The sequence below is a fragment of the Paraglaciecola sp. G1-13 genome, from assembly GCF_055809255.1.
On the sequence record NZ_CM147903.1, the window covers coordinates 2,215,249 to 2,231,952 of the forward strand.

The 16,704-nt window shown below is 42.5% G+C and carries 9 protein-coding genes and 2 tRNA genes; 6 read left to right on the top strand and 5 right to left on the bottom strand.

The annotated features are described in order from the left end of the window. Window positions 1-651: 651 nt before the first annotated feature. Window positions 652-728 (bottom strand) — tRNA-Met (locus tag AC0L6N_RS09260). Between the two features lie 939 nt (window positions 729-1,667). Further along, window positions 1,668-1,744 (bottom strand) — tRNA-Met (locus AC0L6N_RS09265). A gap of 410 nt (window positions 1,745-2,154) precedes the next feature. Between AC0L6N_RS09265 and AC0L6N_RS09270 the strand changes: the two genes are divergently transcribed. Continuing rightward, complete coding sequence (locus AC0L6N_RS09270; RefSeq protein ID WP_473480746.1) at window positions 2,155-4,446, top strand: putative bifunctional diguanylate cyclase/phosphodiesterase; 2,292 nt, start codon at window positions 2,155-2,157, stop codon at window positions 4,444-4,446. Window positions 4,447-4,644: 198 nt separating this feature from the next. Here AC0L6N_RS09270 and AC0L6N_RS09275 read toward each other — a convergent pair whose 3' ends face one another. The 3 genes from AC0L6N_RS09275 to AC0L6N_RS09285 all read right to left on the bottom strand — a co-directional run bounded on the left by AC0L6N_RS09275 (window position 4,645) and on the right by AC0L6N_RS09285 (window position 10,835). Beyond that, a complete protein-coding gene (locus AC0L6N_RS09275) occupies window positions 4,645-6,180 on the bottom strand; it encodes a methyl-accepting chemotaxis protein (protein WP_473480749.1) in 1,536 nt (511 codons plus the stop codon). Between the two features lie 290 nt (window positions 6,181-6,470). After that, window positions 6,471-7,466: a response regulator gene (locus tag AC0L6N_RS09280; RefSeq protein WP_473480752.1), complete on the bottom strand. Its 996-nt coding sequence runs from the start codon at window positions 7,464-7,466 to the stop codon at window positions 6,471-6,473. 36 nt (window positions 7,467-7,502) lie between these two features. After that, the gene (locus tag AC0L6N_RS09285; protein WP_473481304.1) at window positions 7,503-10,835 is read right to left on the bottom strand and encodes an MHYT domain-containing protein; all 3,333 of its coding nucleotides are present in this window, start codon (window positions 10,833-10,835) and stop codon (window positions 7,503-7,505) included. 239 nt (window positions 10,836-11,074) lie between these two features. Here AC0L6N_RS09285 and AC0L6N_RS09290 point away from each other — a divergent pair, with 239 nt between their 5' ends. The 5 genes from AC0L6N_RS09290 (at window position 11,075) to AC0L6N_RS09310 (ending at window position 16,696) form a co-directional block, all read left to right on the top strand. After that, on the top strand, window positions 11,075-11,542 hold the full coding sequence (locus tag AC0L6N_RS09290) for a hypothetical protein (RefSeq protein WP_011575050.1): 468 nt from the start codon (window positions 11,075-11,077) through the stop codon (window positions 11,540-11,542). Window positions 11,543-11,732: 190 nt separating this feature from the next. Beyond that, window positions 11,733-12,404: a response regulator transcription factor gene (locus tag AC0L6N_RS09295; protein WP_473480755.1), complete on the top strand. Its 672-nt coding sequence runs from the start codon at window positions 11,733-11,735 to the stop codon at window positions 12,402-12,404. Further along, entirely contained in the window at window positions 12,404-13,711 is a 1,308-nt protein-coding gene (locus tag AC0L6N_RS09300; protein ID WP_473480758.1) for a sensor histidine kinase, read from the top strand. Before AC0L6N_RS09295 ends, AC0L6N_RS09300 begins: the two co-directional genes overlap by 1 nt. A gap of 92 nt (window positions 13,712-13,803) precedes the next feature. Then, a complete protein-coding gene (locus AC0L6N_RS09305; RefSeq protein ID WP_473480760.1) occupies window positions 13,804-16,146 on the top strand; it encodes a bifunctional diguanylate cyclase/phosphodiesterase in 2,343 nt (780 codons plus the stop codon). Between the two features lie 115 nt (window positions 16,147-16,261). After that, window positions 16,262-16,696: a MarR family winged helix-turn-helix transcriptional regulator gene (locus AC0L6N_RS09310; protein WP_473480762.1), complete on the top strand. Its 435-nt coding sequence runs from the start codon at window positions 16,262-16,264 to the stop codon at window positions 16,694-16,696. Window positions 16,697-16,704 lie beyond the last annotated feature (8 nt).

Sequence of the window (16,704 nt, forward strand, 5' to 3'; positions counted from 1 at the left end):
TTTACCTAGATTTATGCCGCTTGAATACCTTGAATATGAGTGGATTAACAAAGCTTAGTGATTAACGGATAGGGTTATAGACAGTGCGGATAAAAATTCGGGTTCTAACAAGTGCGCTTATCTGTGCAAATAACGACTGCTTTAATGTGTCAAAGCACGCTAGGTGTGAACCGTTAGCGCTTTATTCGTCTCAAGCTTGCAGTTCCTATGACCTTTCACGAGGACAAAGACCGATCCCAAGGGCGATTTTACTTTTTTGTTTTTGATATTTTTGGATATATAAGAAATAAAACTGAAATATCGGTTGGTTGCGGAGCAGGATTTGAACCTACGACCTTTCGCGGATAAGAAGAGCTAGCCCAGAGGCGAATTAGCTTTTGATTTTGGAAATATAAGAAATAATTCTGAAATATCGGTTGGTTGCGGGAGTAGGATTTAAACCTACGACCTTTCGCGGATACAAAGAGCTAGCCCAGAGGCGAATTAGCTTTTGATTTTGGAACTATAAGAAATAAAACTGAAGTATCGGTTGGTTGCGGGAGCAGGATTTTAACCTACGACCTTTCGCGGATACGAAAAGCGAGCCCGAGGGCGATTTAGTTTTGACTTTTTACTTTTTGAATTAGTAAGAATTAATACTGAAGTATCGGTTGGTTGCGGGAGCAGGATTTGAACCTACGACCTTCGGGTTATGAGCCCGACGAGCTACCAGACTGCTCCATCCCGCGTCCGATGTGGTGCAATATATAGAGACGTTCAGCGCAATACAAGAGAAGTTTTACTTATTAATACTGACTGCTGATTTATCCCGCAGTTCGTGCTTATTTTAAGCGTTTAGCAGAAAATAACTCCGTTGATAAAGACCACGCCTGCTGCTACTAAAAGTTAATCATTACCAAAGAGCTCTCACACCTATCACCCACATCAATATAAAACACCTTTCAATCAACTCTTATGCTGTTTATACCCATATTTAAGTGAGGATCGCACATAAGGTATTTGATGTGTTTAACGATATGCCTTTATATCGATTAGTTTGGAATGTGAATTACGTTCTAACAACTCCAGGGCTCTACACAATTTCCCCCCAAGGTTTTGTTGTCTGTGTAAGCAGGATTTGAAACATTGGTCTTTGGTGGATACAAAGAACGAGCCCAAGGGCGATTTAATTTTGGCTTTTTACTTTTTGAAATAGTAAGAATTAATTCTGAAGTATCGGTTGGTTGCGAGAGCAGGATGTGATCATACAACCTTTCGCGGATGCGAAGAGCGAGCCCGAGGGCAAATATGCTTTTTTTTAACTTTTTTGAGAATAAATCTAGCGGTATCGGTTGGTTGCGGGAGCAGGATTTGAACCTAAGACCTTTCGCGGAGACGAAGATCGAGCCCGAGGGCGAATATGCTTTTTTTTAACTTTTTTGAGAATAAATCTAGAGGTATCGGTTGGTTGCGGGAGCAGGATTTGAACCTACGACCTTTCGCGGGTACGAAGAGCGAGCCCGAGGGCGAATGTGCTTTTTTTTAACTTTTTTGAGAATAAATCTAGAGGTATCGGTTGGTTGCGGGAGCAGGATGTGATCATACGACCTTTCGCGGGTACGAAGAGCGAGCCCGAGGGCGAATGTGCTTTTTTTAATTTTTTTGAGAATAAATCTAGAGGTATCGGTTGGTTGCGGGAGCAGGATTTGAACCTACGACCTTCGGGTTATGAGCCCGACGAGCTACCAGACTGCTCCATCCCGCGTCCGATGTGGCGCACTTTATATATCTTGATTGGCTATTGCAAGTACAATCAACAACGATCTGTTTAAATGGTCACTAATCATACAAACGGAACATTTTTTAAAGCAATATATAAATTCAGACGGTTCGTATACATTTTTTGAATGCTTTCTTGTGCCAGTCGCGCCTATTAAAAATAGCCCATGAAGTTACGTACTTAATTTCTGTAGAGATACAACAATTACTCGTGTGCTCATATGCTGTACTAGATGCGATTACAACTCATTACAAAATTTTCATTTTGTTACAAATTACCTTTTTAATCGAGCGTTTTATTTACCATCACCTCTATAAAATGTGAATGATAATCAGTAACATAGTCGAAAATTCAGTGTTGTAACCAAGTACTACGTATAGTTGGTCAGGATTTATATGTCTTTCATCGCTCGCCTTAAGTTACAACTTAAAGATTATTTCTATCTACAAGATGACTATTCCCCCTTAGCCAGAGTCGAAGCTTGGCGCATAAGCTCGCTCCGCATCATGCTCGTTTCGATTTTACTCTTGTGTTCTGTGTTTGTAATTCAAAGCGCCTGGCAAAGTGTGACAGAAAAAATAGCCTATGTTATCCCCATGTCCCTCACCTTTTATATTGCATTGACCGCTATGCTTTTCATCTCCCGCCGTCACTATTACTTAAGTTCTTGTGGTTTGATTGGCTTAATAGTGTTGGCAGCAATCAGTTTCAACGCCACCCAGAACAATCAAACCTTATCTATGCTCGGCCCTGTCGTCATGTACTCTACGCCATTTGTTGCTTTTATTTTATTAGGCTGGAAGGCGGGATTGTTTTGTATTTTTCTAAACTTTTTACCACTGTATATTTTAATAAACCAGATTTCATTAGCAGATTATTTCACCCCTTTCCCAGTACTAAAACATGCTAATTATTACTTGCATGTCATCTTGTTCGTTTTTACCAATATTTGTATTCCGTTGGCCATCGCTCGAGCGAGTATCGCAGCAAAGCGAGGTAACCAATTTAACATTGAGCGTAATCAAATACTCACTAGCCAAAACCAGTTATATCACGCTCTTTTTGTTGATGCTCAGACGGCGAAAATCATCGTTGATAATAAAAGAAATATTATTGAAGCCAACGACGCTGCTATCTCTCTTTTGCGCAACAATTTGCCTAAACAGTTTATAGGAGAACGAGTCGACAGCATTTTTCCGGAATTATCAGAACAAAATGACAAACTAGTTGTTAATCGTACTTTAGGCGCAAAAATGAAAGTACTCGAATTGAGTGCTCAGTCGATAAACGATGAGTTACACACCTTGATAACGATTCAAGATGTAAGTGCTAAAGCATTACTTCACAAGACTTTGGCGGTGCAAACCCAAGCAAGACAACGCCAAAAGCTATATGACGAGAACATTGGCTTGCCGAACCGACAATGGTTAGAAAATAAACTTTCAGCCAATGCGGCGCAATTCAATACTGTCATATCGTTATGTGCGATTAGAATAAACAATGCTCACTTTATTGAACAAAAATACGGTTTCTTATATTTGCCAAAAGTGCTTAAAAGACTATCAACGATATTAAGTGAGCAAATAGGTGATCGTAGTTGTATTGCAGTGCTTGATAAACACAGTTTAGGTTTCGCGATTTCCATTTTGGATGATGCAATCATCAAAAGTGCAATGCAACAAGTGGTTTCAACACTCCCTAGAAGTATAGTGTTTGATGAAATCACCATACACGTTGATTGTAAGGCTGGTGTAGCTACTCATCAAATAGACGAAGATGTAAGCCAGTTAATCAATAACGCGCTGCATGCGGTGACAGATAATGACGCGGTGATAAACTATTATGAAACTGGCAGCCAACAGCGCTTCATTGAACATCAGGAAATCAGTATTTTACTTAATGAAGCGCTATCGAACGACGAATTATACGTGGATTACCAGCCTAAAGTGCGCGGCGATGGCACCATCATTGGTATGGAAGCGCTGCTTAGGTGGAATTCCCCCATCATTGGTGGCGTATCCCCAGGGGTATTTATTCCTATCGCTGAGCAGTCTGGCTTAGTGTTGCGACTCACCCGTTGGTTAGTCAACCACGTATGCATGCAGATAAGGCAATGGGAAGACGAAGGGCTGGATATTGTGCCTGTTGCAATTAATATTTCGGGCCCCGACCTAGATCAGCCTGATTTTAAAAAGTACCTAATTAATTGTGTGGTTGAACAGAACATCAAACCTCACTTCATCGAGCTTGAATTGACTGAGTCGGCCAAAACCCGAAATATCCCCGACGCCATAGCCACAGTGCAGTATTTAGCAAGCTTTGGATTCTGTATCACCTTAGATGACTTTGGTGTGGGCTACTCTGGCTTATCTAAACTAACCAACTTCCCAGTACAAAGAGTAAAAATCGACCGCCAGTTTATTACTAATATTCAAAGTGATGCTAAAAATGCGCAAGTTGTCGAAGCTATTGTGGCTATGTGTAAGGTGTTTAAGATTGATGTATTAGCTGAAGGCGTTGAAGATCTACGAGAAGTAGACTGCCTATTAGAAATGGGATGTAAAAGTTTTCAAGGTTTCGCTTTCGCACGACCAATGAGCAGACAGAACATCGCAAAATTGATAGACAAGACGCAAATGCCAAACGTAAAGCTGCCATTACAACGTAAAAATATGATCAACAATTAATCCTATGCTTTAAAAAGGTAACGTTGTTGGGGCAATTACATTTAGTGAAAGCTAACCTGCCCAATTCAGAATAATTAAAACAAGTGCATTCATGCCACTTACTCAAGTTTTTGCTTAATCCAGTACGCTGGTCCAACTGTGATTAAATCATTCCTATCGAACAGCGTTCAATGCTCATAGGAATGATTACACGGACAATTAACCGAATGTTAGGCCCATTGCGGCGAGTGCTTTAGAACGCATTGATATGGATTGTGCCTCCTGCTCTACCCTTTCCACTTGTTCAAGATTATGTTTAGAGGCATCACTGATATTAGTAATGTTCGAACTGATACTGGCTGCGGTTGAACTTTGTTCGTCAGCGGCTATGCTCATTTGACTAGCTGATTGTGCAATATCACTCACATCGTCATATACTTTGTTCACCAAGTCTTGAGTTTGTCTTGTTTCTTCAACGCATGACTCTGCCGCGTTCTTCCCTTCATCTAGCGTCTGTGACCACGTTAATAAAGTGCTTTGTATTTCTGAGACCGATGTCTGAATTTGAGTCGTCGCATTATGCGTTCTGCTAGACAAAGCACGCACCTCATCTGCTACAACTGAAAACCCTCTTCCGTGCTCCCCTGCTCTAGCTGCTTCTATGGCGGCATTTAAGGCAAGCAAATTAGTTTGGTCGGCAATCCCTTGAATCTCTTGCATAACATCATTAATGCGATCAGCTTCTTCTGCTAACGATGCCGCAGAGCCAGCAGATTTAGCCACATCAGTGGCTAAATCGCCGACTTTGTTCATGGTGTTAGACATAGCATCTGTTGCTTGGCGGCAATCTTGGTGAACACTGGTCACTTTTTCTGATGTGTGGCTAATATTACGAGTCACTTCGTTGATGGATGCCACCATTTCCTCAACCGCAGTGGCGACTTGAGTTAATTCATATGCTTCATCTTCTACGCTTTTCTTCGTTCTCATTACGGCTTGCTGTAAAAACTTTACACCCGCATCTAAGGATGAAGTGCTATCAACCACTCGTCCGAGAATGGTGCTCACTTTCCCTTCTTGCATTTTCAATGCAAAAATACTAACCCCTGCGATCCCATCTGATGCGAAAATGGCACGGGAGACACTGTCATATTGAGCTCGTAGAGATTTTGCGTGGCGCCGCACATAAAGCAACTCCCCCTTAAAAATGACATAAGGTAGAGGAAAAAGGAACAGAGCAAAAAAAGGAGACACAAAAGTTAATGCAATGAACACTGTTGCTAAAATACTATAGAGCATGTCTTTGGCGCTCCATTTATCATCGAACCAACCAAATGCATTGCCCCCTTTATTCAATTTGGCATACAGTTGCTGCGCTTTCTTTTTGTAAGGCCCGATAAGGTGGGTTCTTACGGACTGGTATCCCTTCAGCTCACCTTCTTCAAAAACAGGCGTAACGAACGCATCGACCCAATAATATCCACCTCCTTTGCACCGGTTTTTTACCGCTCCTCTCCATGCTTGTTTTGCCTTGAGTTTTCCCCACATGTCAGCAAATGCCGCTTTGGGCATGTCTGGATGTCTAACTATGTTGTGGTGTTGACCAATCAACTCTTCGCGAGAAAAACCTGAAACGTGACAAAAGTGGTCATTCACATATTGAATAATGCCTTTAGTGTCAGTCGTTGATACTAATTCTTCCCCAATTGCTACAGATACTTCACGCTCAATACTATCGTTCTGCACTTTACTCATGTTAGCTCCTTGCTGTAGCGTCTAGTGATAATCAGTGCCTAAGGATTGATAGGAATTCATACACTCACACTCATCTCTTTGTTTCTATCTGCATTTATAGTGGGTATCGACAAGCGACTCAAAAACTATACTAAAGTCTATGTTATTTTAAAGGTTATCAATAGGAAAGATGTCTAAATGGAAAATAAAGTGACGTTTCGTTAAGTCATTAAAAACAAAAATTTAATCATATTAAAAGTCAGTACAAATATTACTAAAACATTTAACCGGTCATTTACTGACGTAGTGGTTTATTCGTCTTGCCAGCGGTGCTTAATTTCTAAAATTTCAGGCAAGCAACCTTTAAATAAGGCAACAAGAGCGGGATCAAAATGCTTACCACTTTGTGCATGAATGAAATCCACTGCCTCTTGTACGGGCCACGCATCTTTGTAAGGTCGTTTGCTTGTGAGTGCATCGAACACATCAGCTATGGCGACGATACGGCCCTCCAGAGGAATATTTTCTCCCTTTAACCCATTCGGATAACCTGTGCCATCCCATTTCTCATGATGTGTTAGTGATACCGTTTTCGCCAGCGCAATCAGATCTGAGTCTGAATCACCCAGTATTTCAGCACCGATTTCCGGGTGCGTTTTCATAATGGTGAACTCTTCATCGGTTAATTTTCCCGGCTTGAGCATGATGCTATCCGGAATGCCGATTTTACCTATGTCATGCATGGGCGCTGCGTGCAGTAAATTGTCGGCAGCGGTTTCGGTCAAACCATAGGCCAACGCCATAATTTTAGAATAATGGCTCATGCGCAAAATGTGGGTGCCTGTTTCATTATCTTTGTATTCTGACGCCCTACCCAAACGTTGGATCACTTGTAAACGGGTTCGCCTTAACTCATCAGCTTGTACTAAAGATAAATGCGTACGTACTCGCGCCTTAACAACCGCTGGTGAAACCGGCTTAGTGATGTAATCAACTGCACCGACTTCGAATCCTTTGGCTTCATCAACTTCGTCATTTAGCGCAGTAACGAACATGACCGGAATTGCTCTTGTGTGTCGGTTATCTTTGAGACTTTTGCACACTTCGAACCCTGTCATACCGGGCATCATGACGTCTAATAGAATTAAATCGGGTAAATCCCGCTCTACTAAGCGCAGCGCTTCTTCACCACTTTTGGCAAACGTTAATCGGTATAGATCGCCAAGGATCCTCTTTAGTACTCTTAGGTTAGCCGGCTCATCATCGACGATAAGTACTTTTTGCTTGGTATTATGCTCACTTAACATGGTGTAAATTCATTCTCTTAATTCTTTGGACGTTTGTTACGACAGACTCGACATACTAAGCTGTTGTAATTGATGAACAGCTCGTTCAAATTCAAAATCATCTAATGCGTTTTGTATGCTTTTGCATCTATCCAATATAGTCTTATTTGCACCGTCAACCAGGGCTTGTGCTGTCTCTTCGTCGTATTCATTGTTTTGCGCTGAAGTTATAAGCGTTTCAATAATATCGACAAGTTCTTTTTTACTGAGTGTTTCATGGTTGTCTAGCTGAGAGTCTGTATCCGCTCCAACTTGCTGGGTGGCCAGGTAGCTATTTATTGCATCGAAGGCGCTATCGATATCTTTAAACACACTACCAAGATCTTGTGTGTTTTTTATCATTGCGCAGCGCTCTGCATCACTGATTAAATCGCTCAGCTGGGTTAGCGCTAGATTGCCACTCAGCCCTTTAAAAGTATGCAGCTTGGTTTGTATTTCCTGCCAATTAGGAACCACTTGCATGCGCCCTAGTTCAACAATATTACTTTGGTTGTTTTCCATGAACGCGCTAACTTCTTTGAGCCAAACGCTTTTATCGCCCCACAAACTGATCCCCTGGCGTTCATTTATTACATGTGAATCGTTAGAATTGACCTTAGTAGGTTCTTCAATTTCACAGCTTAAATCGACTCCCAAAGCTTGGGCAATTTCTACATTTAGAAGCTCTATATCCACGGGCTTATTGGCAAATCCATCCATCCCTGCGTCTAAAGCAGCTTGCTTGTCCTCGGCTAAAACGCTGGCGGTAAGGGCAATGATCGGCAAATAGGGCAAACTTTCAGTCTGCTCTTGTTTACGCCGCTCTTTTGCAGATGTGAGGCCATCCATGATGGGCATCTGAATATCCATCAATACAAGGTCAACCTTTTCGCTACGCATCCTAAGCAGTGCCTGTTTACCATCGCGAGCCGTCACAACCGTATGTCCTTGACGCTTCATTAACAGTGACAGCAGGTCGATATTTTGTTGAATATCATCAACAATTAACATAGTTAAAGGGGGTAAAGTACAGCGCTGATAAATCACGTCCATTGACTCATCAGATTTAGGCGGCGCGAGAGGCAAAGAAAACGAGAAACAGCTTCCTTTACCAAACTCACTGGTTGCCGATATTTTACCGCCCATGAGTTCAACAAGTTGTTTGCTGATCGTCGTTCCAAGGCCAGTGCCTCCAAAACGCCTACTCATACTGGCATCGGCTTGTCCAAAGGCATCAAATACCAAGGCTAGCTGCTCTGGCGTCATCCCTATACCAGTATCACTTACCGAGAAGTCAATACAGCCGCTCGGTTTTACGCCTATGTTGATATCAATTCCGCCCTCTAAGGTAAACTTGATTGCGTTGCCAACAATATTGGTCAGAACCTGGCGGATCCTGTCCGGAGCGCCGTGAAATTGATTCTCCACGGTTGGATCAATATTGACATTCAGATACAAATTTTTGTTGCTTGCACCAAGCCAAAGCGTTGAAACAACCGAGTCAACTTCTTCTATTAATGAGAAGTCGCGCATCTCTAAATCAAATTTCCCTTTGTCTAGTTTGGCGCTGTCTAAAATATCGTTCAAGAGGTGCAGCAAGGACTTTGCAGATTTATTTATTGTAGTAAGGTGCTTTTTCTGCTCAGGCTCAATTGCATCATCTAACAAGATGTCACTGAAACCGATGATCGCATTCATCGGGGTGCGGATCTCGTGGCTCATATTGGCTAGAAAAGCAGCCCTCGCAGAAGCAGCTTGTTCAGCTTTGTCCTTGGCTAAGAGTAATGATTGTTCCATTTCCTTACGTTCGGTGATATCCATGATAAAGCCATCTAGCCATCGTTGCCCCGACTCCTCGTCATCAACATGTGTACCATAACCAAGCAACCAACGAATATCGCCCTTTGCATTGTATATACGGTATTCCAGTTGAAATTCCCCATGGGGAAGTACTTTTTGCGTAATATCCGCAATATCGTCTGGGTGAACATGTTCATAAAAATGGCGCGTGGGATCAGGCGAGATGTAATCTTCCGCTGGATAACCTGTTATTGATTCAACCGCGTCACTGATAAACACCATGGGCCAGTTTTCCATATTCTTGCAGCGATAAGCAATACCTGGAATATTGCTGATCAAAGAGCGAAATTGTGCTTCGCGTTCGCGCAGTGCTCGCTCCATTTCGATGCGATACCGCAAGTCGGACATAAATGCCACGAAATGACTTTCTTTATTTAACCGAACATGACCTATTGCTAAACGTATCGGGATCAAACTGCCATCGAAGTGCTTAATAAGAGCGTCTCTTCCTCGACCTAAAGCATGGCCATTGTCCTGAGTACGATCGATAAGGTACTGATTAAATTCGTTGATATTCTCCTTTCTTATTAACACGCGTACATCTTGTCCAATGATGTCGTCAGAACGACAACCGACTAACTGGCAGAATGCGTCATTGGCGCTATCTACAATGCCGTTACTGTCAAACCCTAACACCCCATCCACTGACGTGTTTATGGTTGCACGCAACCGTGCTTCATTTATTCGTGCTTTCTCAGTCAACTCTTTATATTTAAGCACCATGTTTGAGGCCAGTACGAGCACGATAATCCCAATGGTAATAAGCGCCACAGTGAAACCTAAATATTGAGAAATGTACGCGCTTTGACTTGAAAATTCGAAACCTGGGGGGCGAACAAATCGTGCGGCTGCCATGCCTATATAATGCATGCCTGAGATAGCTAACCCCATAACGATTGCGGAAATGACGTTACGGTAAACTTTACCGTAACGCATAGTATCCATGAAGGTCAGCCCGAAGCGGATCCATAGCGAGAGCATTGAAAATACCACGGCAAAAACTATAGAGAGCGCGAACGTACCCAGGTCGTAACGCAGTTTTGGTGCCATTTCCATCGCACTCATGCCTACATAGTGCATAGTACCGATACCTGCCCCCATCAGAATGCCGCTTACCAGCAAACGATTCACAGAAACTGTTTTACGGGTGATGGTCGTCAGCGCAACCCAAGACGCTAAAATACTTGGTAGAGTTGAGGTAGCCGTGAGGCCAGCACTGTAGGCAATAGGTGTGCACAAAGAAAACGCCAACATACCGACGAAGTGCATCGCCCAAACTCCCCCGCCTAAGGCTACACTGGCTACGAGGGACAAGATCCTTCTTTTAATAACATTTTCCATGTAAGCACTTTGAGATGCGACGAGCATTGCCATGAATGACGCAAAAATCGCCAAACCGACTGATACAATAACCAACATCAGGTCAAATTCGCCTACGATCAGTAAATTGTCGTCTACGGGCGCAAACATTGTTTTTACAGCTTCATACATAAATATCGGACAGATAAAAAGGACAGAATAGATGCTTAAGGTATCGACTTTTAACCCTGTAACACCAGCTTTAATTTTGATAATGGTATGAAAAACCATATCTTTACACAATGACAGTGAGAAAGATGATAAAATTTCCCACTTTCTAGATGAAAAGTATTTAAAATCTGCTGCTTAGAAATTTACCATGAGCCGTAAATAAAGCAGGCGTATTTTATCTCCCAAATTACCGGAACACTATGCAACATTTCGAATACCAACAAAACAAACACAAACTTCAGATACTCAAACGGCTTTACATTCCTTTGGCATTGCTGTCATTAGCAGGTTTTTACATCGCCTGGACGTTAACGCAGTTTTCATCACAAGAACTTTGGCTCATTGCACGCAGTGCGTTGGTGGTGTTAGGTCCAATTGGACTACTTGTCATTGCACTTTTCACCTTTCATTATTGGATAAACCAGTGGCGCCAAACCGACTTTCCTTCGTTAACAATTGAGGATACACATTTGTGTTTAAAAGACGGTGACGTTCACGAGATAGTGTATTTCGATAAGATGCACAGCATACGCTTAGTAAAGTCTGGCTCTACCCGTGAGGCGATCCAAATTATATTGCACAGTGGGCAAAGCATATTGATCCACAGTAACTTCCCTATCGAGCCAATTAAAACGCTGCTTAATGACCTACTTGATTGCAAGCTATAAGCTGTTAACCCTGCCTTAACCTTAGACGTCTTAAACTATCGGTGTATTTTACTCATCACATCAATATGTTTTTGTGAGTAAGCCAGTCAATTGAGGTCATTTGTTAAACGATCCCCTCGAATAATCCCGAGGGTTGGCTGTGCTAACATTCGTAAAACTTTGTTTAATGTGTCACAAAAGAGCCACCAACATGATTAATGTATTACTGGTTGAAGATGACATCGATTTAGCCAGCACAGTTGTCGACTACCTTGAACTTGAGTCTATGCAATGTGACCATGCCAGCAATGGGCTCATGGGTTTACATTTGATTGAACGCCAATCATATCAAGTCATTATATTGGATATCAATATGCCCAAGATGGATGGTATTACTTTGTGTAAACGCATGCGCGAATTAGGTATTGATACTCCCGTACTCATGCTAACCGCTAGGGATACGCTGGATAATAAGTTAGAAGGGTTTCAAGCTGGTAGCGATGATTATTTGGTTAAACCATTTGCGATGCAGGAGCTGATAGCTCGCATTCAAGTGCTTGGGCGTAGACGTAGCGGTGAAGTAAAGCGCTTATCGGTGGGCGACCTTAATTTTGATTTAACCCAGCGTATTGCTTCATTCAAGCAACACCCTCTCAAACTCTCCCCCACTGCGCTTAAAATTCTCGAGGTCCTCATGCGTGCCAGCCCGCAAACCGTTACTCGGCAAAAGATTATTCAAAGCGTTTGGGGGGACGATCAACCAGACAGCAATAGCTTAAAAGTCCACATTTATCACTTGCGTAAACAGCTCGATGCTTATGAAGCATCGATTACGTTAGATACTGTCGCCAGTGCCGGCTTTGCAATAAAAAAGAAAGCATAATGAAAAACGCGATGAAGATCCGCCCAAGCTTAAAACTGTATTTTTTTATCACTATGGTGTTACTCGGGTCCGTCATGACAATCGGTCTATCGATGCTTACCGTCAATTATTTTATCGATGGGTTGGACCGCGGATTAAATGGCGTTATGCGCGAATTGGTTATGACCACAGATGTACAGGATGGCCAACCTGCGAATTTCGCAGACTTTCAGATTGCGAGTCGTTGGCAGGATACTCCCGCTATAATTCAGCAGCGTTTTGATTCCCCCCCCATAGAGGAAAACGAACTATTAAAATCGAAAGACCAAAAATCGTTCTTTTCCTTACCCAATAATCTGTATTTTATCGCTATGATCCGCAATCAAGCTGGCGAACCGCGCTACATTTCTAAAATTATGTTGGATAAATTTAAACCTCAGCATAAAGCTAAGCCACTACTATCAAGGTTTTACTGGATCATTATCACAGCAGTCTTAGTCATTACTATGTTTGCATGCTTGCTCATAATTCTGATGCGCAAAGTGGCTAAACCCGTGGAGTCACTTAGAGATTGGGCAAAAGCACTAAACCATGAAAACGTGCAGCTTCCCCCGCCCGATTTTACTTATAACGAACTTAACACCCTCGCCATTATCATCCAAAGTAGCCTTAATTCAGTCAATGAAAGTTTAGCCAGGGAGAAGACTTTTTTAAGTTACGCCAGTCATGAATTGCGCACGCCCATTTCTGTTATTCGCAGTAATGTTGATTTATTGCGGCGACTATGTGGCCAGACCCAGATGACAGAGAAACAACAGATAACCTTGGCACGTATCGAGCGTGCAGGCCTGACCATGAGTGACTTAACCGATACCCTATTATGGTTGAGCCACAATGATGAACAACCCGTGCCAATGGAGCGGATGCAACTCGACGAAAAAGTGCAGCAGTTGTCATCTGAGTTGGTATATCTGTTAAATAGCAAGGAAGTAGATGTAAACGTCCAAGTGGAGAAATTTGCGTTTAATACCGCCCAGACGGCCTGTCACATTGTATTGAGCAATCTAATTCGAAACGCCTACCAGCACACGCAGCAAGGTACTGTTGATGTAATTCAAAAAGGGAGTAGCGTCATTATTATCAATACCGCTGCACAAGACGAGAACACGGAAAACATACCGAATCTAGGAAAATCGACTAATTCTCTGGGTTATGGACTGGGTTTACAATTAAGCGAAAAAATCATCCATAGACACGGTTGGCAATATGAGGTGACCGATCAACCAGGTTGTTACCAGGTCAAAGTCGATTTTCAAGCTGCCAAGTAGGAGAAATTTGTATTTCTAGGTCATACTAAAGATCATGTTTACATGGGGTTACCGTTTAAGTAACTTAAAGGTGTGATGTATAGGGGTACAAATTGAAAGCCGCGCCGAGACCTTCAAACGATAAACAACGCGTTAGCGCTTTACATGAGCTAAACATATTGGACACAGTGGCCGAGGAGCGTTTTGACCGCATCACCCGCTTAGCTGCTCATTCTTTTGGTTGTCAGTTCGCGTCAATTTCATTTATTGATGAAGACCGTCAATGGTATAAATCTGTGGTTAATTTTCCAGCCACTGACTTAGACCGAAATATCTCCTTTTGCGCGCATACCATTACTCAGGATAAAGCACTGGTCGTCAAAGACGCTCACCTTAATGTATGTTTTAAAGACCACCCATACGTCATCAGTAACCCATTCTTACGCTTTTATGCAGGAATAAAAATCACCATGGATGGTTACCACGTGGGCTCTTTATGTGTCTTTGATACACAGCCCAAGTCATTTACTTGCTCTGATGAATTGATACTACAAGATTTAGCCAATATGGTTGAAAGTGAGCTGCAAAAAGAACAACTGACTCATGCAGCACAAACGTTACGGCAATATCAGAACAAATTAGACGAAACCCAAAAGCTCACTCGCGTTAGAAACACTATTCTAGAAAAAATTGTTCACTCTGTATCCCTTACATCCGTGCTACATGAGATCGTCAAATCGGTAGAGCTTGAATATCTGAACCAAAAATGCAGTATTTTGTTGCTCAAAGATAAAAAGTTGTTATGTGGAGCCGCACCTTCTTTGCCCAGTTTTTATAATGACGCGATCAATGGTATTGATATTGGCATAGGACAAGGCTCATGCGGAACAACCGCCTTTACTGGGGTGCGCACCGTGGTCGAAGATATCAGTAGCCATCCTTACTGGTCTGCATGGACAGAACTCGCTGAAAAAGCTGAACTGGGCGCCTGTTGGTCTGAGCCGGTCAAAGCATCTGACGGCACCGTATTGGGCACTTTCGCCATTTACCACGCTTATCCAGCAGCGCCCAGCACGGAAGAATTACAACGAATTGAACAATTTGCTTACATTACAAGCATCGCAATAGAACGCCAGAACAACAGCGATTTGATATGGCACCAAGCCAATTTTGATGAGCTAACGCAGCTACCTAATCGCAATATTATGGGGGAGCATTTAAAACAAGCCCTAAATGTGGCGAAGCGTAACCAAACTCAAGTTGCTGTGTTGTTCTTAGATCTCGACAATTTTAAAGACATCAATGATACGCTTGGGCATAGCGTGGGTGATGACCTGCTCGTTGATTGCGCCCAGCGCATCAAAGACTGTATTCGTCATAAGGATATAGTAGCCAGGTTAGGTGGCGATGAATTTGTTGTCATCATTAATGATATTGTAGATTTCAATGGCCTTGAAAAAACCGCGCAAAAAATACTCAAAGGCCTATCTAGGCCTTACCATTTACAGAGTGAAATTGTGCATACTAGTGCGAGCATAGGCATCACTATTTATCCTGACGACGCTGATGATGTGTCTAGCTTATTAAAAAATGCTGATCAAGCAATGTATGGTGCGAAAGCAATAGGTAAGAACAACTATCACTATTACACCAAAAACATGCGAGACGCCGCTGTGAAACGAATGGCGCTAATAACAGATTTGCGACATGCTATTGATAACGATGAATTTTTCATTGTTTATCAGCCCATCATCAATTTACTGGATCAGAGCATCACTAAAGCAGAAGCGCTAATAAGATGGCGACATCCTATTCGCGGACTTGTGGGGCCTGATGACTTTATTCCCGTTGCTGAAGAAACGGGCTTAATCATAGATATCAGTGATTGGGTGTTTGAACAGGTATGTCGAGATGTATGTCGTTGGCGCCAAGCACTGTGCCCAACATTGCAAATCAGTATTAATACTTCCCCCGTGCATTACACTGACCCCGAGCATTGTATTACCCTGTGGCTAGAAAAAATGTTGATAAATCGCACCCCACCACAAGCCGTGCTCTTGGAAATCACCGAAAGCCTGCTGATGGACGCGAACAAAAGTATTTCCACTAAACTGTTTCAATTCAGGCAAGCCGGCGTTGATATCGCATTAGATGATTTTGGCACAGGGTATTCGTCAATTTCTTACTTAAAACGATACCCCACCGACTTTCTTAAGATAGATAAATCGTTTGTTCATTCCATGACAGAGGTCAGTAACGACAAAGTCCTGTGCGAAGCCATTATCGTTATGGCCAAGAAATTAGGCATAAAGGTCGTTGCTGAGGGCATAGAAACGCAGGAGCAATATCATATTTTGCAGAAAATGGGGTGTGATTATGGCCAAGGGTATTTATTCGCTAAACCCCTTGAGCACCAAGCTTTTAATGCGTTATTGCAGCAGCATAAAGCAACCTAAAATTGCGTCATCCCATCCAAGTCCCTTGAGCCGTGTTTATAGATCCCATCGCTACTGGATAGCGTGCGCTATTTGTTGATAGAATCAACTAAACCAGCTTACAGGCGTCATATTAATGCATTCGCACTTTATAGAGCATATCTTTGCTATTTCAGAACGTTATCGAGTCACGATCAGGGCCGCCATAGATGCGAATGAGTTGGGCATAGGTGCTATGCACGTAAGAAGCTTGACGGTAATAGCAGAAACGCCAGACTGTACTGCAAATCATATCGTTACTCGACTGAGCCGTGACAAGGCACAAGTTGCAAGATTAGTAAAAGAACTACTTGCAGCCGACTTGATAAATAAAGACGCTCATCCGGAAGATAAGCGCAGCCAAATTTTAACGTTGAGTAGCGCTGGCAAAACATTGATGACACAACTCAAAGCTGCGAAAAAAACAATACAGTCAAAAATGACCCAAGGGTTAAGTCCTCAAGAAATTGACCTTTTTGAGACTATTGCTCATAAAATAGCCGACAATTTAGCGCGTGAAGATACACTCTAGCGCGGAGC